This window comes from Cupriavidus sp. 2SB, assembly GCF_005503625.1.
Taxonomy (GTDB): domain Bacteria; phylum Pseudomonadota; class Gammaproteobacteria; order Burkholderiales; family Burkholderiaceae; genus Cupriavidus.
Genome location: NZ_SCMX01000014.1, coordinates 56,641 through 77,680 on the forward strand (window position 1 = coordinate 56,641; position 21,040 = coordinate 77,680).

The 21,040-nt window shown below is 65.6% G+C and carries 17 protein-coding genes; 13 read left to right on the forward strand and 4 right to left on the reverse strand.

Going from position 1 to position 21,040, the window contains the following annotated elements; translation table 11 throughout:
- The first annotated feature begins 171 nt into the window (after positions 1-171).
- From FFS21_RS09270 to FFS21_RS09290, 5 genes are all read left to right on the forward strand, one after another.
- Positions 172-1,035, forward strand: coding sequence for a branched-chain amino acid ABC transporter permease (locus FFS21_RS09270; protein ID WP_137924528.1), 864 nt, complete (start codon positions 172-174; stop codon positions 1,033-1,035).
- Positions 1,036-1,046: 11 nt separating this feature from the next.
- Complete coding sequence (locus tag FFS21_RS09275) at positions 1,047-2,075, forward strand: branched-chain amino acid ABC transporter permease (RefSeq protein WP_137924529.1); 1,029 nt, start codon at positions 1,047-1,049, stop codon at positions 2,073-2,075.
- The gene (locus FFS21_RS09280; protein ID WP_137924530.1) at positions 2,068-2,832 is read left to right on the forward strand and encodes an ABC transporter ATP-binding protein; all 765 of its coding nucleotides are present in this window, start codon (positions 2,068-2,070) and stop codon (positions 2,830-2,832) included. The genes FFS21_RS09275 and FFS21_RS09280 overlap by 8 nt, the downstream gene beginning before the upstream one ends.
- The gene (locus FFS21_RS09285) at positions 2,819-3,526 is read left to right on the forward strand and encodes an ABC transporter ATP-binding protein (protein ID WP_137924531.1); all 708 of its coding nucleotides are present in this window, start codon (positions 2,819-2,821) and stop codon (positions 3,524-3,526) included. Before FFS21_RS09280 ends, FFS21_RS09285 begins: the two co-directional genes overlap by 14 nt.
- Positions 3,527-3,715: 189 nt before the next feature.
- Positions 3,716-4,888: an ABC transporter substrate-binding protein gene (locus FFS21_RS09290; RefSeq protein WP_137924532.1), complete on the forward strand. Its 1,173-nt coding sequence runs from the start codon at positions 3,716-3,718 to the stop codon at positions 4,886-4,888.
- Between the two features lie 191 nt (positions 4,889-5,079).
- Here FFS21_RS09290 and FFS21_RS09295 read toward each other — a convergent pair whose 3' ends face one another.
- Together FFS21_RS09295 and FFS21_RS09300 are read right to left on the reverse strand one after the other, a co-directional pair.
- Positions 5,080-7,497: a DUF6600 domain-containing protein gene (locus FFS21_RS09295; protein WP_137924533.1), complete on the reverse strand. Its 2,418-nt coding sequence runs from the start codon at positions 7,495-7,497 to the stop codon at positions 5,080-5,082.
- Positions 7,498-7,771: 274 nt separating this feature from the next.
- Positions 7,772-9,097, reverse strand: a complete 1,326-nt coding sequence (locus FFS21_RS09300) for a putative bifunctional diguanylate cyclase/phosphodiesterase (protein WP_137924573.1) — start codon at positions 9,095-9,097, stop codon at positions 7,772-7,774.
- A gap of 289 nt (positions 9,098-9,386) precedes the next feature.
- On the opposite strand from FFS21_RS09300, the gene FFS21_RS09305 reads away from it, so the two are divergent.
- From FFS21_RS09305 to FFS21_RS09340, 8 genes are all read left to right on the forward strand, one after another.
- Positions 9,387-11,006: a methyl-accepting chemotaxis protein gene (locus tag FFS21_RS09305; RefSeq protein WP_212745226.1), complete on the forward strand. Its 1,620-nt coding sequence runs from the start codon at positions 9,387-9,389 to the stop codon at positions 11,004-11,006.
- An 18-nt stretch (positions 11,007-11,024) separates the two neighbouring features.
- Positions 11,025-11,504: a chemotaxis protein CheW gene (locus tag FFS21_RS09310; protein WP_137924535.1), complete on the forward strand. Its 480-nt coding sequence runs from the start codon at positions 11,025-11,027 to the stop codon at positions 11,502-11,504.
- Positions 11,501-12,772: a CheR family methyltransferase gene (locus tag FFS21_RS09315; RefSeq protein ID WP_137924536.1), complete on the forward strand. Its 1,272-nt coding sequence runs from the start codon at positions 11,501-11,503 to the stop codon at positions 12,770-12,772. The genes FFS21_RS09310 and FFS21_RS09315 overlap by 4 nt, the downstream gene beginning before the upstream one ends.
- Positions 12,765-13,463 carry a chemotaxis protein CheW gene (locus FFS21_RS09320; protein WP_137924537.1) on the forward strand — a complete coding sequence of 233 codons (699 nt, stop codon included), beginning with the start codon at positions 12,765-12,767 and terminating at the stop codon, positions 13,461-13,463. The genes FFS21_RS09315 and FFS21_RS09320 overlap by 8 nt, the downstream gene beginning before the upstream one ends.
- Positions 13,460-15,772, forward strand: a complete 2,313-nt coding sequence (locus tag FFS21_RS09325) for a hybrid sensor histidine kinase/response regulator (protein WP_137924538.1) — start codon at positions 13,460-13,462, stop codon at positions 15,770-15,772. Before FFS21_RS09320 ends, FFS21_RS09325 begins: the two co-directional genes overlap by 4 nt.
- Positions 15,769-16,803: a chemotaxis response regulator protein-glutamate methylesterase gene (locus tag FFS21_RS09330; protein ID WP_137924539.1), complete on the forward strand. Its 1,035-nt coding sequence runs from the start codon at positions 15,769-15,771 to the stop codon at positions 16,801-16,803. Before FFS21_RS09325 ends, FFS21_RS09330 begins: the two co-directional genes overlap by 4 nt.
- A gap of 38 nt (positions 16,804-16,841) precedes the next feature.
- On the forward strand, positions 16,842-17,858 hold the full coding sequence (locus FFS21_RS09335) for a response regulator (protein ID WP_137924540.1): 1,017 nt from the start codon (positions 16,842-16,844) through the stop codon (positions 17,856-17,858).
- Between the two features lie 311 nt (positions 17,859-18,169).
- Positions 18,170-18,964, forward strand: a complete 795-nt coding sequence (locus FFS21_RS09340; protein WP_137924541.1) for a DUF4397 domain-containing protein — start codon at positions 18,170-18,172, stop codon at positions 18,962-18,964.
- 70 nt (positions 18,965-19,034) lie between these two features.
- On the opposite strand, the gene FFS21_RS09345 is transcribed toward FFS21_RS09340, so the two are convergent.
- On the reverse strand, positions 19,035-19,334 hold the full coding sequence (locus FFS21_RS09345) for a PadR family transcriptional regulator (RefSeq protein ID WP_137924542.1): 300 nt from the start codon (positions 19,332-19,334) through the stop codon (positions 19,035-19,037).
- Positions 19,335-19,529: 195 nt separating this feature from the next.
- Positions 19,530-21,032, reverse strand: a complete 1,503-nt coding sequence (locus FFS21_RS09350; protein WP_137924543.1) for a tripartite tricarboxylate transporter permease — start codon at positions 21,030-21,032, stop codon at positions 19,530-19,532.
- Between the last annotated feature and the right edge of the window lie 8 nt (positions 21,033-21,040).

Below are 21,040 nucleotides of genomic sequence, written 5' to 3' on the forward strand. Positions count from 1 at the left end.
CTTCGCGGTCGCCCTATTTCGCGTATCGGAATAGTACGTCCGATTGCTTGACGCTTGCCAAAACGCTATGCAAAGTCGCCTCAAACGAAAACGAACGACCGTGCGAGAACGACACGGCGACAGAGACCGCAGCGGGTGCCGTCACGGCAACCCCACGCAAGGAGACAGCGCATGGCATTGTTTTTCCAGCAGTTCCTCAATGGCCTCACGCTCGGCGGCGTCTATAGCCTGGTGGCATTGGGGTTGACCCTCGTCTACGGCATCCTGCACGTACCCAACTTCGCGCACGGTGCGTTCTACATGGCGGGCGCCTATGTGTCGTACTACGCAATGACCACGCTCGGCCTCAACTACTGGCTGGCCATGCTGGCCGCCGCAGTGGTGGTGGCCGTGCTGTCGATGCTGGCCGACCGGCTGGTCTTTCATCCGCTGCGCAATGCGCCCGAGGTGCACGACATGATTGCCGCCATCGGCATCCTGCTGTTCCTCGAAGCGGGTGCGCAGGCGCTGTGGGGCGCGGACTTCCACCGCATGCCCACGCCGTACGGCCAGATGGTGGAACTGTTCGGCCTGACCGCGCCGTTGCAGCGTCTGCTGATCATCGTGGCCGCGTTCGGGCTGATGGTGCTGCTGCATCTCTTCCTCACACGCACGGTCACCGGCTCGACGATCGTTGCCATGGCACAGAACCGTGAAGGTGCCGCGCTCGTCGGCATCGACGCCACGCGCGTCACGCTGCTTGTCTTCGCCATCTCGGGCGCACTGGCCGCGATCGCCGCCACGCTCTACGCACCGATCAACCTGGTCTACCCGAGCATGGGCAACCTGGTCATCACCAAGGCGTTCGTGATCATCATCCTCGGCGGCATGGGCAGCATTCCCGGCGCCATCGTGGGCGGACTGATCATCGGCATGGCCGAGAGTTTTGGCGGGTTCTATATCTCGACCGACTACAAGGACATCATCGCCTTCCTGCTGCTTGTGATCATCCTGTCGGTGCGTCCGCAGGGCCTGTTCGCCAGCAAGGCCGCCTGAGGAGAACACACATGAAAGCCATTCAGGGAAAGGCTGGCTGGATCCTGCTGCTGGCCGCTGCCATCGCGTTTCCGCTACTCGTGCCGAACAGTTACTTCCTGTCGGTGATGACGCTGGCGTTCATCACTGCCATCGCTACGCTCGGACTCAATCTTCTGACCGGCTATACCGGCCAGCTCAACCTCGCGCACGGCGGCTTCATGGCCATTGGCGCCTATACGCTCGGCATCCTGACGGTCGATCACCAGATGCCCTTCTGGCTGGCCTTCGTGCTCGCGCCCATGATCTGCATGGTGCTGGGTTACGTGGTGGGCGTGGTCTCGTTGCGGCTCAAGGGACACTACTTCTCGATCTTCACGCTCTGCGTGGGCTACATCATCTATCTCCTCATCGAGAAATGGGAAAGCCTGACGCACGGCGCCGTGGGCCTGATCGGCATTCCGGTGCCGGCCGCAGTGGGTCCGCTCGTATTCGATAACGTGCAGAGCCAGTACTACCTCGTGCTGTTCTTCCTGGCCGTCGGCACGTTCGTCATGCATCGCATCGTCAGTTCCCTGCTGGGCCGCAGCTTCCTGGCCGTGCGCAACAGCGATGCGCTGGCCGAAGCGCTCGGCATCAACCTGATGCGCACCAAGGTACTGTCGTTCGTGCTGTCGGTGGGCTATGCCGGCCTGGCCGGTGCGCTCTACGCAGGGCAAGTGCGATTTCTCGGGCCCGATATCGCGCGTACCGACTACACGTTCGACATGGTGATGTCGATGCTGGTGGGCGGCACCGGCACGCTGCTCGGCCCGCTGCTTGGCGCGGTGCTCGTACCGTGGGTCACGCAGACGCTGCAGTTCCTGCAGGACTACCGCATGCTGGTGTTCGGCCCGGTGCTGATCCTGCTGATCATCTTCGTGCCCGACGGTATCGTGGGCACCTTCCTCAAACGCCAGGCGCGCCGCGCCGCCGCGCAACGCCGTGGCCAGATGGCGGCTTCGCGCCCCGCGCAGCCCGCGCCCGTCGCCACCACCCGTCCGGGAGCCGAGAATGCTTGAAGTCCGCAACCTGACCCGGAAGTTCGGCGGCCTCACTGCCGTCAACGATGTCTCCATCACGTTCGAGGCTGGCCATATCAACGCGATCATCGGCCCCAACGGTGCCGGCAAGACCACGTTCTTCAACCTGATTGCGGGCACGCATGCGCCGACATCGGGCCAGATCCTGTTCAAGGGCCAGGACGTGGCCGGCCTGCGCGCCGACCAGATCGCCCGGCTCGGCGTGGCGCGTACGTTCCAGGCCACGGCGCTGTTCGACCGCGCCACGGTGCTCGACAACCTGATCGTCGGTCATCGCCTGCGCACCACGTCGAACCTGGCCGATGTGCTGTTCAATACGCGACGTCTGCGCGAGGAAGAAAGGCTGTGCCGCGAAAAGGCCGAGGAAGCGCTGGACTTCGTGGGCCTCTCGCATCTCGCCCATGAGGTAGCTGCCGATATCACGCAGGAGGCACGCAAACGCGTGGCCTTTGCGCTGGCACTCGCGACCGATCCGGAACTGCTGTTGCTCGACGAACCCGCTGGCGGCGTGAACCCCGAGGAAACCGTGGGCCTGGCCGAACTGATCCGCAAGATGGTGCGCCATGGCAAGACCGTCTGCCTGATCGAACACAAGATGGACATGATCATGCGGCTGGCAGACAAGATCATGGTGCTCAACTACGGCGAGAAGATTGCCGAAGGCACACCCGCGCAAGTGCAGCAGGACCCGCGCGTCATCGAAGCCTATCTGGGAGCCGATCATGTTGCAGCTTGAACGCGTCTCGCTGTCCTATGGCAGCTTCCGCGCCCTCGACAATATTTCGCTGCATGCCAAGGCCGGCGAACTGGTGGTGCTGCTCGGCGCCAACGGTGCGGGCAAGAGTTCGATCTTCCTCGCGATGAGCGGCATCCATCGCACCAGCGGCGGCAGCATGCGCTTTGACGGACGCGAACTGAGCGGCATGAAACCGTCCCAGATCGTGCAGGCGGGACTCGTGCACTGCCCCGAAGGCCGCAAGCTGTTTCCGGCCATGACCGTGGAGAAGAACCTGACGCTGGGCGCCTACGTGCACCGCCGCGACAAGGCTGCCATCCGGAGCACGCTCGAAGAGGTCTACGAGATGTTCCCGATCCTGCAGCAGAAGAAGGACGACCCGGCCGGCTCGCTCTCCGGTGGGCAGCAGCAGATGGTGGCACTGGGCCGCGCACTGATGGGCCGCCCGCGCGCACTGCTGCTCGACGAACCGTCGCTGGGTCTGGCACCGCTGGTGGTCAAGCAGATGTTCGAGGTGATCCAGCGCATCAACCGCGCGGGCACCACGGTACTGCTGGCCGAACAGAACGCCTACGCTGCACTCGGCATCGCGCACCGCGCATACGTGATCGAAAACGGCCGCATCGTGATGGAAGGTGATCGCGATGCGCTGTTGAAGGATGAGGGGGTGAGGAAGGCGTATATCGGGGGGTAGTTGTTTTCCCTCCGCTTGTGTGACTCCCCTCTCCCGCCAAGCGGGAGAGGGGTTGGGGGAGAGGGCCGGAAGTTCTGCTTGCCGACATTGGCAGTTTGAACTGCTTACCCTCTCCCCCGCCCCTCTCCCGCGTGCGGGAGAGGGGAGAAAGCCATCAGCAAAATACAAAACATCGACAGGAGACAGCACATGCAAACCAAACCACTGGGTCGTTTCTTCGCATTGGCCGCGTGCGCCGCGGCAGCATTCATCGCTTCCTCGCCCGCGCTGGCGCAGGAAGTGGTCAAGATCGGCTACACCGGCCCGCTGTCCGGCGGCGCCGCGCTGTACGGCAAGAATGTGCTGTCGGGCATCCAGATGGCCGTTGACGAGATCAACGCTGGTGGGCTGCAGGTGAACGGCAAGAAGGTGAAGCTCGAAGTCGTGGCGCTCGATGACAAGTACGCGCCGGCGGAGGCCGCCATCAATGCGCGCCGTCTGGTGCAGCAGCACAAGACGCCAGCGGTGTTCGTGCCGCACTCGGGCGGCATCTTCGCGCTGCAGGCGTTCAACGAGCAGGAGAAATTCCTGGTCATGGCCTATTCGAGCGTGCCGCGCATCACCGACGCCGGCAACAAGCTCACGATCCGTATCCCGCCGGCCTACACGGGCTACATCGAGCCGTTCGTCAAGGCGCAGATGAAGCGCTATGGCAAGAACGTGGCGCTGGTGCCGGCCGACCACGACTACGCCAAGGCCTGGGTCCAGGCATTCGTGCCGGCGTGGGAAGGTGCGGGCGGCAAGGTCGTGGGCAATAACCCGATGTCGTACACCAAGGCCACCGATTTCTACACCGGCGTGTCGCGCGCCATCGCCGACAAACCCGATGTGATGTTCGTCGGCGGCCCGTCGGAGCCGACCGCGCTCGTCGTGAAGCAGGCGCGTGAGCTGGGCTTCAAGGGTGGCTTCATCATCATGGATCAGGCCAAGATGGACGAGATGTCGCGCGTGACCAATGGTCTGGCGCTGCTCGAAGGATCGATCGGTGTGATGCCGCTGGTCAACGATGCCCGTCCGATGGCGCAAGCCTACAACGCACGCTACAAGAAGCTGCACGATGGCCGCGATGCCACCACGGAGATGTCGCTGAACTACACGATGACATGGGCGCTGGCCAATGCAATGAAGCTCGCTGGCACCACGACCGATTCGGCTGCCATCCGCGCCAAGATGCCCGACGCGATGAAGGCGCTGCCGAAGGAAGTGAATCCGAACGAAGTGGAGGGTATCGACGCCAAGGGCGGTTCGGTAGCCGACACCGTGGTGGGCTGGGTGCAGAAGGGCAAGATCGAGCCGGTGCGCCTGTCTGAACTGGCGAAGTGATTTGCCAGTGATGCACGGCTGAAGAAGAGAGAGGCGGAGGGGGAGATGTACCCTGCTGGCGGGTTAGCCAGTGCAGTAGCAATCGCAACATCAGCAGTGAAAAAATCGTAGTGGAGAGAAACGAAGGGCGTCCGGTACTGATACCGGACGCCCTTTGCCTTTTGTGCCTGCCGATCCGATGCCTGCGGATATCAGCGGCCGTCGTTGTTGCGAGCCTGCTGGTCTCGCCCGCGCTCATGCTGGGCGCGCTGTTGTTGTTGCTGTTGCTGCTGCTGGAACTGGCGTTGCCGGTCCTGCTGCTGGCGCTGCTGTTCCTGGAACTGCCGCTGTTGCTCCTGCGCCTGCCGCTGCTGCTGTTGTTGCTGGTGTTGTTGCTGTTGCTGCTGCTCCTGGAAGCGCCGCTGCTGCTCTTGCGCCTGGCGTTGCTGCTGTTCCATCTGCTGACGCTGAAGCGCATGCTGCCGCTGCTGCTCGAACTGCTGGCGCTGCTGCTCCTGGAACTGCCGCGCCTGCTCCAGTTGCTGGCGTTGCTGTTGTTGCTGCTGCCGCTGCATATCCTGCTGCTGGCGCTCCTGCTGCTGGCGCTGTTGATCGAACTGCTGCTGCCGCTGTTGCGCCTGCCGCTGCATGTCCTGCTGCTGGCGCTCCTGTTGCTGCCGCTGTTGATCGAACTGCTGGCGGTTCATCGCGTCGCGGCGCTGGTCGTCTAGCTGGCGACGCTGCTCCTGCTCCATCCGCTGCTGATCGAACTGCATCCGGCGCTGCTGCTCGTAGCCCTGCCGCTGCTGGTTCTGCAACTCGCGTTGCTGATCGTCGCGCTGACGTTGCATCGCCTGTTGCTGTTGCTGCCGGAAATCCGCCGCCTGGCGCTGTTGATCCTGCAACTGACGCTGCTGTTCGAACTGCTGCCGCTGCATGGCCTGCTGCTGGCGTTGGCCGTCGTCGGGCCGCTGGCCGGAGAAGCGTCGATCCGGCGCGGCCTGGCTCATCCTGACATCGGGCTGCCATCCCTGCACCGGCTGCGGCCCGCGCCGCTGCGACCCCGCGTCCTGTCGCCTGCCATCCGGCACCGGCCCGCGCCACGCCGGACCCGCGCCCGCCGTGCCACCTTCCCGCGCAAAACGGCGCGCCAGTTCGTCTGGTCCCACACGGCCGGGAGGATGCGCGGCAATCGCCTGTCGCTCGAAACCGTCACGGGCCATCGGCGGCAATCCGTGCGGCCGCGCGCCACCGATCAGGCTGTTCTTGACCGGCGCCATCGGCGGCGCGCCCCTTCCCTCGCCTACCGGCAAGTGGCGCCACTCGTCGCGATAGCTTCCGCGCGGCACGGGACGTCCTTCCACAAAATTGCGCGACGGCATGCCGGAGATCGCACCCGGTACTTCGCGATTCGCCCAGCGCCCGCGATCACGATCGCCGCCGCGTATCCATCCGTTGTTCACCGCGTGATAGTTGATGCGGTTGACGTAGCCCGGACTCGCACGATAGACCGGACGATAAGCATCGCGCGGCCCCAGCGGATACCACGCCACGCCAGGCCCGGTGCCGATACGGATGGTGGTGCCAGCGCCGCCGATAAAGCCGACCACTGCCGGCGCGTAGCAAGGCTGCCCGCCGCGTGGACCCGGCACCCAGCCCCAGCGGTTGCCGAAGTGCGCCCAGCGGCCATAGTGCGCAGGCGCAAAGCCCCACGGCGCATCGTCGATCCACGTCCAACCCCACGGCGCCACCCAGGCCCAGCGCCCGACGCTGTAGGGGGCCCACCCTGCCGGCATCGCGCGGGGGAACCACACCGCGCCGTAGCCCGCGTCCTGCTGCCAGTCGCCATAGTCATCGAGCGCCGTGTAGCCCGTCATGCCGGGCGGCACATAGCGCGCCGAGACCGATGCATCCTCGCGCGCATCGCGCATGGCCGTCCACTGGTCGAAACTGTCGGGCGCCGGATAGCTGCCCGCGCCCGCATCGGCCAGATCGGTGCCCGCAAAGCGCATGCGCTGGCCACGCTCCAGTTCGATCGAGCGGGTATCGCCGTAGAGCACCGCGCTGCCGTGACGCATGGTCACGAGCGTGGTGGTGCCATCGGGCGAGACGTCGATGCGATAGTCGCCCGGCTCGCGCGGCACGAATGCCAGGTTGGGGGTGTCGATTTCCACCTGCTGGTCCTGCGGCAGCGCCCGCACGCGCAGTTGCAGCGTGCCTTGCGTCAGCTTGACCTGCGTGGTGCGGTCGTCCAGGTTGAGGATCGCCACTGCCGTGCCGCCACCCAGCCGTACCGCCGTGGTGCCGGCGTGCAGTTCGGCCCGGCCACCCGGGTCTACCCAGAGGCGGTCGCCGGTGGTGATCGGCCGGTTCGGCCCCAGCGCGGCCCACTCGTCGGCGCCCGCGGGCGCAAAGCTGAGTCCGCCAGCCATGTCGGTGACCGTGGCGATGCGCGAGGGTGGATCGGCTGCCATGGCCGAAGGGTCGCCCAGCACGTTGGCATCGGACGGGGCCTGCTGCATGTAGCCGGGCGGCACGCCCGGGTTGTAGTCCTGGGCGTGGGCCTGGCCCTGGGCGAGGATCGCAACCAGGGCGAACGGAGCAAGCGCGAAACGATGACGGGATGACATGGTGGTTACCTGGTACGGAACGGCATGGCGCCGCACTACATGGAGGCACCCTATATCGGATAACGTCACCCACACCCGATAGCTGTACCGCAACTTGTAAGCACATATTTCCCGCCCGCCTTGCCCGGGCTTGCGGGACAAAGGCGGATACAAGTCTTGCAGATCAGGGGGAAATTACGCGGGGCGAATGCCGAAACTGGCCGATGGGGCCGGAAGGCCCAGGCGGCGCATGCGGGACTTGCTGTCCCTCGGTGCACCACCTCATGACACCACCTCAGCGGGGCTGGTTGCGCAGGAAATCGGTCAGTCGGTCGGCCGGCATGGGGCGGCCATAGAGATAACCCTGAGCCTCGATGCAGCCGTTGGCCAGCAGGAAATCGCGCTGCTCGGGCGTCTCCACGCCCTCGGCCACCACACCGATCTTCAGGCTCTGGCCCACGTTGATCACAGACCGCGTGATGGCGGCATCGACATTGTCGTGGGTGACATTGCGGATGAAGGACTGGTCGATCTTGAGCCGGTCCACCGGGAACGTCTTCAGGAAACTCAGCGACGCGTAGCCGGTGCCGAAGTCGTCGCAGGTCAGCGTCACGCCATCGCGGCGCAGCGCCTGGAGCTGGTCCGATACCTCATCGCCCTGCTGCAGCGCGATGGTTTCGGTAATCTCGATCTCCAGCCGGTCCGCCGGCAGTTCCAGTGCCCGGAGCACATGCCGCACTTCGGTCAGCAACCGGCTTTCGGCCAGTTGCGCCGCAAACAGGTTGATGGCCACGCGCGGTGCATCGGGAAAGGTCAGCGACCAGGCCCGCGCCTGTGCGCAGGCCGTATGCAGCAACCACATGCCCACGTCGGCAGCCACGCTGCTAGCCGCCAGCGCGTCGATGAACGCCGCCGGCGTCAGCAGGCCCAGGGTGGGATGGCGCCAGCGCATCAGCGCCTCGGCGCCCACCACGCGGCCATCGCGCAGGTCCACTTGTGGCTGATACAGCAATTCAAACTGGCGTTGGGCATATGCCTCGCGCAGGGCCTGCACCAGCGAGAGCCGCGTGGTCACGTCCGTGCGCATCTGCGGCTTGAAGAAGCGGATGGTCCGGCCGCCGTCGTGCTTGGCACGTGCCAGGGCCAGGCTGGCCGCCGCCATGACATCCGATGTGGTTTCGCCGCCGGCCGGCATCACGCAGGCGCCCAGGCTGGCCAGGACATGGTGGCGGTTGCCGTCGCGCTCGAAGGGCGCTGACAGCATCGACAAGATGGCGGCGCTGACGTGGCGCACCAGCGTCGGATCGGAAATGGAAGTGAGCAGCACGCCGAATTCGTCGCCGCCGACGCGGCCAACCACGGCGTCGCGCGGCGAGGCATCGCGCAGGCGGCGGGCCACGTGTTGCAGGATGGCATCGCCTTCCTGGTGGCCGTGCATGTCGTTGAAGGCGCGGAAATCGTCGATGCCCACCAGCAACAGGGCGAAACGGGGCTTCGTCTCGCCTTGCAGACGTGTCTCGATCCGATTCAAGAATGCCTGGCGAGCAACCACGCCGGTCAGCGGATCCAGATCCGCCGGCGGCAAGGCACCAGTCGCCTGCGTCTCCGACTTGGCCACCATCCCTGCCCTATCTGTTGTGATGAACATGTTTCCCGCTCAAGCTATTTGGCAAGTGTGACGAAAACCCCGAAAAAAGCAAGCGATTCAAATTGCCGCCGCGCACCGGTGCAACGGGCCGGGTGGCCGGCGATCCGGCGCCGTTGAAATGCTCCGGACGTTACAGTACCCTACGCCGCAAACGCCCACCACCCGATCGCGGGATACCCCCGCCCAAGGTGCGACGGCGGCCGGCCCGGTAGCGCAAACCTGCCGGACATGGCCGGCCGCCCAACAAGAGATACCGTCGACCGTGAACCACTGGACCCTCCGCACGCGCATCCTGGCAAGCTTCACCTTCATCCTGCTGGTCATGGCGCTCATGGGCGTCGTGGCCTACAACCGGCTCTCGGCCATCGAGCACGAAGCCACGGTCATGCGCACCGACGCCCTGCCGGGGCTGGCCTACAGCACGGGCATGCGCGGCATCTGGGGCGAGTTCTACGTGCTGGCCTGGCAGGCCGTCACCGATGCCGACACCAACCATCGCGCCGGGGTGCTGGCGCAGAACCAGGACGCCACGCGCCGCTTCAACGACCTGGAAGCCCGCTACGAGGCATCCATCGCGCGCGAGGAAGATCGCGTGCGTTTCGCCGCGTTCAAGGCACTTCGCGCCAAATATGACCAGGCGGCGCAGGCGTACCTGGACCCCACGCGCTGGAAGGACACGGCCACCGCCGAGGCCGCGCTGCGCGGCAACGTCCACGATATCTGGCTGGACGGGCGCAAGATTCTGCAGGAACTGGTCAACGATAACAACGCAGTCAACGACCGCGCCGCGGCCGGCATCGACCACGCGGTCAACGCGGCCAAGATCGGCATCGAGGTAGCCCTGGCGATTGCGCTGCTGGCCGCCGTGATCTGCGGCTACCTGCTGCTGCGGGCGATCAACGAGCCGATGCGGTCGATCGTGGCGCTGCTGACCACCATGCGCGGTGGCGACCTGCGCCAGCGCATGGCGCTGAATCGCCGCGACGAGTTCCAGGCCGTCGAGGAAGGCTTCAACCAGATGGCCGGCGAGCTGACTTCGCTGGTCGGTCAGGCGCAACGCTCGGCCATCCAGGTGACTACCTCGGTCAACGAAATTGCCGCCACGGCACGCCAGCAGCAGGCCACGGCCACCGAAACGGCAGCCACCACCACACAGATTGGCGCCACCTCGCGCGAGATCTCGGCCACCGCGCGCGATCTGGTCCGCACCATGAGCGAGGTGTCGCACGCCGCCGAGCAGACGGCCGGGCTGGCCGGCACGGGCCAGGTTGGCCTGTCGCGCATGGAAACGACCATGCATCACGTGATGGAGGCGGCCGGATCGGTCAACACTCGCCTGGCCACCCTCAACGAGAAGGCCGGCAATATCAATACCGTGGTCACCACCATCGCCCGCGTGGCGGATCAGACCAACCTGCTCTCGCTCAACGCGGCCATCGAGGCCGAGAAGGCCGGCGAGTATGGCCGTGGCTTCTCCGTGGTGGCCACCGAGATCCGCCGGCTGGCGGACCAGACCGCCGTGGCCACCTACGATATCGAGCAGATCGTGCGCGAGATCCAGTCGGCCGTGGCCGCCGGCGTGATGGGCATGGACAAGTTCTCGGAGGAAGTGCGGCGCGGCATGTCCGAAGTCACCCAGGTAGGAGACCAGCTCTCGCAGATCATCGGCCAGGTGCAGACGCTGGCGCCGCGCGTGCAGATGGTCAACGAGGGCATGCAGGCCCAGGCAGGCGGCGCCGAGCAGATCAACCAGGCGCTGATGCAGCTTTCCGAAGCCGCACAGCAGACTGTGGAATCGCTGCGACAGTCGAGCCAGGCCATCGACGAACTGACGCTGGTTTCAAACGAGTTGCGCAGCGGCGTGTCTCGGTTCAAGGTCTGATGCCCGCCGGCAGCCCCCATGGCGCTTTTCCTGCTCTTCCGTATCGGTTCCGACTACTACGCGCTGGATAGCGTCGAGGTAGCGGAAGTGCTGCCGCTCGGCGCCACCAAGCAGATACCCGGTGCGCCCGCATGGGTCAGCGGCATCATGGTGCGCCATGGCCGCCCCGTGCCGGTCATCGACCTGACCGCGCTCGCCACCGACCAACCGGCTACGGCACGGACCAGCACACGCACCGTACTGGTGCATTACCGCCGTCCTTCCCACACCGAACTCGATGGTGCGGAGCACCTGCTTGGCCTGCGGCTGGAATACGCCACCGACACGCTGCGCTGCGACCCCAACTCCTTCGTCGACAGCGGCATCGATGCGGGCAGCGCACGATATCTGGGGCCGGTCCGCCATGATGCGCGAGGGCTGATCCAGCGGGTGCACGTGGCGACGCTGCTGCCCGATGACGTCCATGCGCTGCTGTTCCCCAGCGTCGCGCCGACATGAAGGACCCCGCCCTGTCACCCATCGAAGCCCTGCTCAAGGAGCGGATCGGACTCGACGCGGCGGCGATTGGCCCAACCGTCATCGCGCGTGCCGTCGAGGAACGCCGGCTGGCCGTGGGTGCGCACGATGCAACGGCCTATTGGAATACGCTTCACGCTACGCGCGATGAACTGCAGGCCCTGATCGAAGCCGTGGTGGTACCGGAAACCTGGTTCTTCCGCCATCGCGAGGCGCTCCTGGCGCTGGGCCGGCTGGCGGCGCATCGCGTGCTGGGCGAGGGCGAGCGGCTGCTGCGCGTGCTAAGCGTGCCCTGCTCCACCGGCGAAGAACCTTATTCGATTGCCATGGCCCTGCTCGATGCCGGCCTGACGCCCGACCGCTTCCGCGTGGATGCCGTGGACGTCTCCGCCCGCGCCCTGTCGCGCGCACGCGCCGGACTGTATGGCAGCAACGCGTTCCGGGGCCAGCCGCTCGATTTCCGGGAGCGCCACTTCACGCCAGCCCCCGGCGGATACCAGCTTGCCGAGAAAGTTCGCGCGCAGGTGCGCCTGCTCTCCGGCAACCTCATGGACCCTGCGCTGCTGGCCGGCGAGGCGCCCTACCCTATGGTGTTCTGCCGCAACCTGCTGATCTATTTCGATCCGGCCACGCAGTGCCACGCCGTGCAGACACTGCGCCGGCTGGTGCGGCCCGACGGCATGATCTTCGTCGGCCCCGCCGAGGCCAGCCTGCTGACGCGCGAGGGCATGCGCAGCGCGGGCATCCCGCTGGCGTTTGCGTTCCATGCCGCGCCAGCGCAGCCCGACGCGGCACCTGCGATGTCCGGCCCGATGCCGGGCTTCGCGCCTGCCTCGCCCGCCTTCCCCTCGCCTCGCCGCTCCGCTCCGGCCCTGTCAGCGCCGCGCGTCGTCGCCCGGCCCGAGGCACGCCCTGCCCCGGTCGCCATGGCCGACGATGCCGCGGCCCTGCAAGCCATTTCAGCCCAGGCGGACCGCGGCGAACTCGACGCCGCCACTGTGGCCTGCCACCACTACCTCGACGGCCATGGCGCGTCGGCCAACGGCTGGTGCCTGCTCGGCGTGCTGCACGATGCAGCGGGCCGCGCCGCCGATGCACATGCCGCCTATCGCAAGGCCGTCTATCTCGACCCCGGACATGAGGAAGCGCTCTATCATCTGGCCGCCCTGCTCGACACGGAAGGCGATACCGCCGGTGCGCATCGCCTGCGTCAGCGTGCCCAACGTCATGCCCGCCTGAGCCATGGCTGATTCCATCGTGCAACCTCACACATCGCAAACCGTATCCGCCCTGAGCGGCGCCATCGACGACTGCTGGCGCCGTATCGGCACTGGCGGTGACCGCTCCTGTCCGCTGCTGGCCGAGCATTTCCGTTGCCGCAATTGCCCGGTGTACGCGCGCGCCGCCGTCACCGTGCTCGATTCCCTGGCGCTGGGCAACGCCGGCGATATCGCGGAGCCGCCCACGGAACATGCGCCCCTGGCAGACCGCCGCGACGGGCAGTCGCTGCTGATCTTCCGTATCGGCGACGAATGGCTGGCCTTGCCTGCCGCCGCACTGGGCGAGGTCACCGCGCCGGCCCCTGTACATTCGCTCCCGCATCGGCGGCATGCCGCGCTGCTGGGTGTGGCCGCAGTGCGCGGCACGCTGCTGACCTGCATATCGCTGGCGTTGCTCTTCGGTGACGCGCCGCAGGCGGACGGCAACCCGCCGGCTGCGCGCTTCCTGATTCTCGGACAAGGCCGTAATGCCATTGCGTTGCCCGTGGCCGAAGTGGCCGGGGTGGAAAACGTGCCACGCAGCGCGTTGCTGCCGCTGCCTTCCACACTGGCACGCGCGTCGGCGCGCTACACGCAGGCGATCTTCACGCACGGTCCGCACAGCGTGGGACTGCTCGATGCCGAACTGCTGCGCCACGCGCTGTCGCGGAGCCTGACATGAATCCCGAACAGTTGCGCGATGCTTCGATGCTCGACCTGTTCGCCATGGAGGCGGAGGCGCAGGCCGAAGTGCTCAACGCGGGCCTGCTCGCACTGGAACGCGATCCCACCGCCGCCACACATCTCGAAGCCTGCATGCGCGCAGCCCATTCGCTCAAGGGCGCGGCGCGCATCGTCGGTCTCGACGGCGGCGTGCGCGTGGCCCATGTGATGGAGGATTGCCTGGTGGCGGCGCAGCGCGGCGGCATCGTGCTGACGCCCGCACATATCGATGCCCTGCTGTCCGGCACCGACCTGCTGCAGCGCATCGGCCACCCGCCCGGCGGCAACCTCAACTGGCCCGAACTCGATGGCCGCGCCGAGATCGATGCGTGGATCGCCCATGCGAACGCACTGCTCGATGGCACCGGTAGCGCGCCGGCGCCGGTCGTGGCGCCGCCCACCGTTTCGATCGAGGAAGCCGACGGTACATCGAGTTCGCCTTCGTCACTAACTGAAGCAACCGAACCACCCGACGCCCCCGTTACGCCGCTGCCAGCCAGTCCGCTTGCCGATACCCAGGAACGCATGCTGCGCGTCAGCGCCGAGCGTCTGGACCGTTTGCTGGCCATGGCGGGCGAGGCCATGGTGGAGTCGCACTGGCTGCGCCCGTTCGGCGGCGGCATGCAGCAGATGCGCCGTCAGCAGATGCGCGCGTTGCAGGCCGTGGATCGCGCCCAGACGCTGCTCGACTCCCCCGAAAGCTCGGTACCGCACATGCGTGCGGCGCTGGCGGACCTGCGCCAGCTTCTCGAAGACGGGCAGGAGCAATTGTCGCAGCGCGTGGAGGAACTGGATCAGTACGATCACCGCGCGAGCCGACTGACGCGCCAGCTCTATGACACTGCGCTCTCGTGCCGCATGCGTCCGCTGTCGGACGGCATCACCGGCTACTCGCGGATGGTGCGCGACCTGGGCCGTGCGCTAGGCAAGAGCGTGCATCTGGTGCTGTCCGGGGAACAGACGCAAGTGGACCGCGACATTCTCGAACAACTCGATGCGCCGCTGGCCCATCTGCTGCGCAATGCCGTGGACCACGGCATCGAATCGCCGGAAGCGCGGAGGGATGCAGGCAAGCCCACCGAGGGCCGCATCACGCTTTCGGCACGCCACAGCGCAGGCCGCCTCATCATCGAGATTGCCGACGATGGCGCCGGCGTGGACCTCGAAGCCCTGCGCGCCACGATCATCCGACGCGGCCTGGCGCAGGCGGAAACCGCGGCGCGTCTCTCGCAGCCCGAGTTGCTGGAATTCCTGCTGCTGCCCGGCTTCAGCCTGCGCGAGCAGGTATCCGAAGTCTCGGGACGTGGCGTCGGGCTCGATGCCGTGCAGGACATGGTGCGCGGCGTGCGCGGCAGTCTCAAGCTCTCGCAGCAAACCGGCACCGGGCTGCACTTCATCCTCGAATTGCCGCTCACGCTCTCCGTGGTGCGCGCGCTGCTGGTGGAAGTGGCTGGTGAAGCCTATGCCTTCCCGCTGGGCCACGTGCTGCGCGCCGTAGCCGTGCAGCGCGACGATATCGAACAGACCGAGCAGCATCAGCACTTCCGGCATGACGGGCGACCCGTGGGCCTGGTCAGCGCCGCGCAACTGCTGCAGCGTCCCGAGAAGCGGCAGGATGGCGAGGCCGTGCCCGTGGTGATCATCGGCGAACAAGACCGTGTCTATGGCGTGGCCGTCGATCGCATGCTGGGCGAGCGGATGCTGGTGGTGCAGCCGCTGGCGCAGACTCTAGGCAAGATCAAGGACATCGCCGCAGGCAGCCTGACCGATGACGGCACGCCCGTACTGATCTTCGATGTCGAGGACATGCTGCGCTCGGTGGAGAAGCTGGTGTCCGAAGGCCGCATCGAACGCGTGCGCCAGCGCGGCGCGGATGCAGCGGCCGTGGCACGCAAGCGCGTGCTGGTGATCGACGATTCGCTGACGGTGCGCGAACTCGAACGCAAGCTGTTGGCCAGCCGTGGCTACGATGTTGCCGTGGCCGTGGATGGCATGGATGGCTGGAACGTGCTGCGCGCTGAAGTCTTCGACCTCGTCATCACCGATGTGGATATGCCGCGCATGGATGGTATCGAACTGGTGGGCCGCATCCGTGGCGATACGCGACTATCCCACCTACCCGTGATGATCGTTTCGTACAAGGACCGCGAGCAGGACCGCGAACGCGGCATGCAGGCCGGAGCGGACTACTATCTGGCCAAGGGCAGTTTCCACGACACCGCACTGCTGGACGCCGTGCGAGACCTGATCGGCGAGGCACGTCCATGAAAATCGGCATCGTCAATGATCCGGCACTGGCGGTTGCGGCATTGCGCCGGGCGCTGGCGCTCGACTCCGACCTTGAAGTGGCCTGGGTCGCCCCCAATGGCGAACAGGGCGTGCAGATGGCGGCGGCGCAGACGCCGGACCTGATCCTGATGGACCTGCTGATGCCGGTCATGGATGGCGTGGAAGCCACGCGACGCATCATGGCCGCCACCCCGTGCGCGATCGTTGTGGTCACCATGGACCTGGGCCGCAACGCCAACCAGGTATTCGATGCGATGGGCCACGGCGCCATCGATGCGGTGGACACACCAACGCTGACCGAATCCGATGCGCGACTTGCAGCGGGTCCGCTGTTGCGCAAGATCCGCAATATCGGCCGGCTCATCGGTGGTCGCATACGCGCGACGCAACCGCTCGCCGTGGCCACATCGGCACCCGCTGCGCTCCGGCTCGTATCGATCGGCGCATCGGCCGGTGGTCCGGCCGCGCTGGCCGCACTGCTGGGCGCCCTGCCCGCCAACTTCGGTGCGGCGGTGGTGGCCGTGCAGCACGTGGACGAAGCCTTTGCGCAAGGCATGGCCGAGTGGCTCGATGCGCAATGTCCGCTGCCGGTACGCATCGCGCGCGCGGGCGAAGCGCCGCAGGCCGGCACCGTGCTGCTGGCCGGCACCAACGATCACCTGCGGCTGGTGGCCGGTGCCCGCATGGCCTATACGGCGGAGCCCGGCGACTACCTGTATCGCCCATCTATCGACGTGTTCTTCGAAAGCGTGGTGGAACACTGGCGCGGCGATGCGATAGGCGTGCTGTTGACCGGCATGGGCCGCGACGGCGCGCAGGGACTCAAGGCAATGCGCGAGCGCGGCTTCCTCACCATCGCGCAGGACCAGGCCACGAGCGCCGTGTATGGCATGCCGAAGGCGGCAGCCATGCTCGGCGCCGCCAGCGAGATCCTGCCGCTGCCGCGCATTGCGCCGCGGCTGGTCCGCGCATGCAGCAGCGCAACAGCCGGCCACACCGGCGACCGGTAATGCAAGAACGACTAGAAAGACGCGAACAAGGAATCGACATGACTTCCAGACTCAACCATGGCGCCGACGGCGCAGCCAATGCAAAGACCGAGTACATGGCCATGGTGCTGCTGGTCGATGACCAGGCCATCATTGGCGAGGCCATCCGTCGTGCGCTGGCGGACGAGACCGATATCGATTTCCACTATTGCGCACAACCCGACGAAGCCGTAACCGTTGCCGAACGCACGCAGCCCACCGTGATCCTCCAGGACCTCGTCATGCCAGGCACGGATGGACTCACGCTGGTGCGCCGCTACCGCGAGAACCCGGGCACGCGCGACATCCCCATCATCGTGCTGTCCACCAAGGAAGAGCCGACGATGAAGAGCGCAGCGTTCGCGGCCGGTGCCAACGACTATCTGGTCAAGCTGCCGGACACCATCGAGCTGGTGGCGCGCATCCGCTACCACTCGCGCTCGTACCTGAACCTGCTGCAACGCGACGAAGCCTATCGCGCACTGCGGCAGAGCCAGCAGCAGTTGCTGGAGACGAACCTCGAACTGCAGCGCCTGACGAACTCCGATGGCCTGACTGGCCTGTCCAACCGCCGCTATTTCGACGAATACCTGGGTGCCGAGTGGCGCCGCGCCCAGCGCGAACAAACGCAGCTTGCGCTGTTGATGATCGATGTCGATGCTTTCAAGGCGTACAACGACACCTACGGCCACGTTGCCGGCGACGAGGTACTGCGCCGCGTGGCCACGGTGATTCGCGAGAACTGCGCGCGTCCCGCCGATTTGCCGGCCCGCTTCGGCGGCGAGGAGTTCTCGATGATCCTGCCGGCGACCTCGCCCGGTGGTGCGCGTCTGCTTGCGGAGAAGGTGCGCCGTGCGATTGAAACGCTGCAGATCTCGCACTCGGGTTCACCCACCAGCAGCTTCCTCACGGTCAGCATCGGGGGCGCAGTGATCGTGCCCGATGGCGATGCGAACTTCAATCGCCTCGTCGAAGCGGCCGACGCCGGCCTCTACCAGGCCAAGCGCAATGGCCGCAACCAGGTGGTGATGGTGTAGTTTTTTCCACGTTTGCGCGCAACGCGCAAACGCTGCGAGGCGCGTACCGTGCATGACACAAACCGCCTCGCAAGCCCGCCCTGGCGCCAGATCCCAAGCCACGCCTGCGTTTTCAGTAACTGCTTCTTGTATCCGCTACATGCTGCGGACGTACGCGCGTGTGTCAGGTTTGCAACCATTTTGTGGGACTTCTCCGACAGGGATATCGGCGCGCTGCGTCTGTCTGCGTGATCCGGCGATGCCTATCGTTGCATCAGGCAAGCGCAACCAACGCACGCTCCCCTGATCCCCTACGGCAAGAGGTGAAACCCATGACACAAATGAAGCGAAAAATTATTCTGGGCCTGGCACTGGCAACCACGGCTGTTCTGGCAGCGTGCGGTGGCGGCGACGACGGCATCGACGACCGTATCGGCGTGAGCAAGCCGTCGGTGCGCGTGATCCATGCCGTCACGGCTGGTCCCAATGTCGACGTGCTGCAGAACGGCGCACTGACGTCGATGCAGAACATCCCGTACAAGACCGTCTCCGGCTACAACAATGTCGAGACGGGCAACAACCTCTTCGCTCTGAACCTCACTGGCACTTCCACGCAGCTCGGACAAACCACGGTGGACGCCCGCACCGGCCACAAGTACACCATCGTGGCAGTGCCCGGCCTGACCGCGCCTGAACTCGTGCAGATCGACGATCCGTACGGGAAGGGCCTGCTCGATACGTCGGCACGTGTGCGCGCCTTCAATGCATCGGTCAATGCGCAGAACATCGACGTCTACCTGACCCAACCGGCCGTCGATCTCAACTCGGTCTCGCCGAACATGGGTGGCGTGGCATACAAGAATGCCGTGCCGGCTTCGGCCCAGGACTCGCAGTACGTGGATGGCGGCACCTACCGGCTGCGTATCACCACCGCTGGCACGAAGACGGTGATCTTCGACTCGGGCGCACTGACGATCAACAAGAACGACGACTGGCTGATCACGACGATCCCGGTGGACGGCATCGGTGCCGTAGTGCCGAACCGCATCAAGGTCCTGGTGGCACAGAGCAGCACCAGCAACACGACGGCGCAGGAACTGGTGACGACGCAAACCGCTGCGCAGTAATCACGTAGCCTGCAGTCTGCAGCCCGGATGCCATTGCGGCATCCGGGCCTTTTTACTTGCGCGTGGAGCGTTACTCCGCGCTTGCCTGCACATCGTCCTTCAGCACCGCCAGATGCGTGAGGTACGCATCGAGTTCCGCCCGGCCTTGGTCCGTGATCGTATAGACGCGGCCGTTGCCTTCCACCAGTTCGGCGGTGATCGCGCGCGCCATCATCAGGCTGCGCAGGATCGGGCGCAACGCGCGAATGTTCTTGTCGATGCCGCGCTCGCGCAGGCGTTCCATCAAGTTGAAGACGGTGCTGGGACGCGTCTGCACGATCTTGAGGATGTGGAGCCGGGAAACGATCTTTTCTAGCGATGGTGTTCTCATGGGCGCAGTCGACGCAGCCAATGGTGCGGGAGTCAGTATCATCTTGCGCAGCCCATGACTGCTGCCGCAGTCGGGCATCCTTCAAAAGGTGTTCGAGCCAAAAAAACGGGGTGCGCTAGGGCACCCCGAAAGCTTGCTACAGAGTCACCGGCATGCACGCATGCCGCCGGCGCAGTTCAGGAACGCCACGGAGCGTTATTCTTCCTGGAACGCTTCTTCGCGCTTGGCCTTGATCGACGGCAGGGCCACCACGGCCACCAGCGCAGCGGCTGCAATCAGCAGGCCCAGCGACAGCGGACGGGTGAAGAACACCGAGAACTCGCCACGCGACAGCAGCAGCGTGCGGCGGAAGTTCTCTTCCATCATCGGTCCCAGCACAAAGCCGAGCAGCAGCGGCGCCGGCTCGCACTTCAACTTCAGGAACAGATAGCCGATCACGCCGAAGGCGGCTGCCATGAACACATCGAACGTCTGGTTGTTCACGGAGTACACGCCGATGCAGCAGAACGTCAGGATGGCCGGATACAGGAAGCGATACGGCACGGTCAGCAGCTTCACCCAGATACCGATCATCGGCAGGTTCAGGATGATCAGCATCAGGTTACCGATCCACATCGAGGCGATCAGGCCCCAGAACAGCGACGGGTTGCTGGTCATGACCTGCGGACCCGGCTGGATGTTGTGGATGGTCATCGCGCCCACCATCAGCGCCATCACGGCGTTGGGCGGAATGCCAAGCGTCAGCAGCGGAATGAACGAGGTCTGTGCCGCGGCGTTGTTCGCCGATTCCGGACCTGCCACGCCTTCGATGGCGCCCTTGCCAAACTCGTGAGCGTACTTCGACGTCTTCTTTTCCAGCGAGTACGCTGCAAACGACGCCAGTGCCGCACCGCCACCCGGGAGAATGCCCAGCGCCGAACCCAGCACCGTGCCACGCAGCACGGCCGGGATCATGCGGCGGAAGTCTTCCTTGGTCGGGAACAGGTTCGTCACCTTGTTCGTGAACGTCTCACGGGCTTCCTTCTGCTCCAGGTTCGCGATGATTTCCGCGAAGCCGAACATACCCATGGCCAGTGCCACGAAGTCGATGCCGTCGGTCAGTTCAGGTACGTCGAACGAGAAGCGCGCAGCGCCCGAGTTCACGTCGGTGCCGATCAGGCCCATCAGCAGGCCCAGCACGATCATCGACACCGCCTTCGGCAGCGAACCCGAAGCCAGCACCACCGCACCGATCAGGCCGAGAATCATCAGCGAGAAGTATTCGGCAGGGCCGAACTTGAACGCGAGTTCCGACAGCGGCGTAGCAAATGCAGCCAGGATCAGCGTGGCCACGCAGCCAGCGAAGAACGAGCCCAGACCGGCAGTGGCCAGCGCCACACCGGCACGACCGCGCCGCGCCATCTGATAGCCGTCGATCGTGGTCACCACCGACGACGATTCGCCCGGCAGGTTCACCAGAATGGCGGTGGTGGAACCACCGTACTGCGCGCCGTAGTAGATACCGGCCAGCATGATCAGCGCAGCCACCGGCGGCAGCGAGTACGTCACCGGCAACAGCATCGCGATGGTAGCCAGAGGTCCCAGGCCGGGCAGCACGCCGATCAGCGTACCGAGCACGCAGCCCAGGAACGCATAGGCGAGGTTCTGCAGCGACAATGCCGTGGAAAACCCCAAGGCAAGGTGTTCGAACAATTCCATTTGATGCG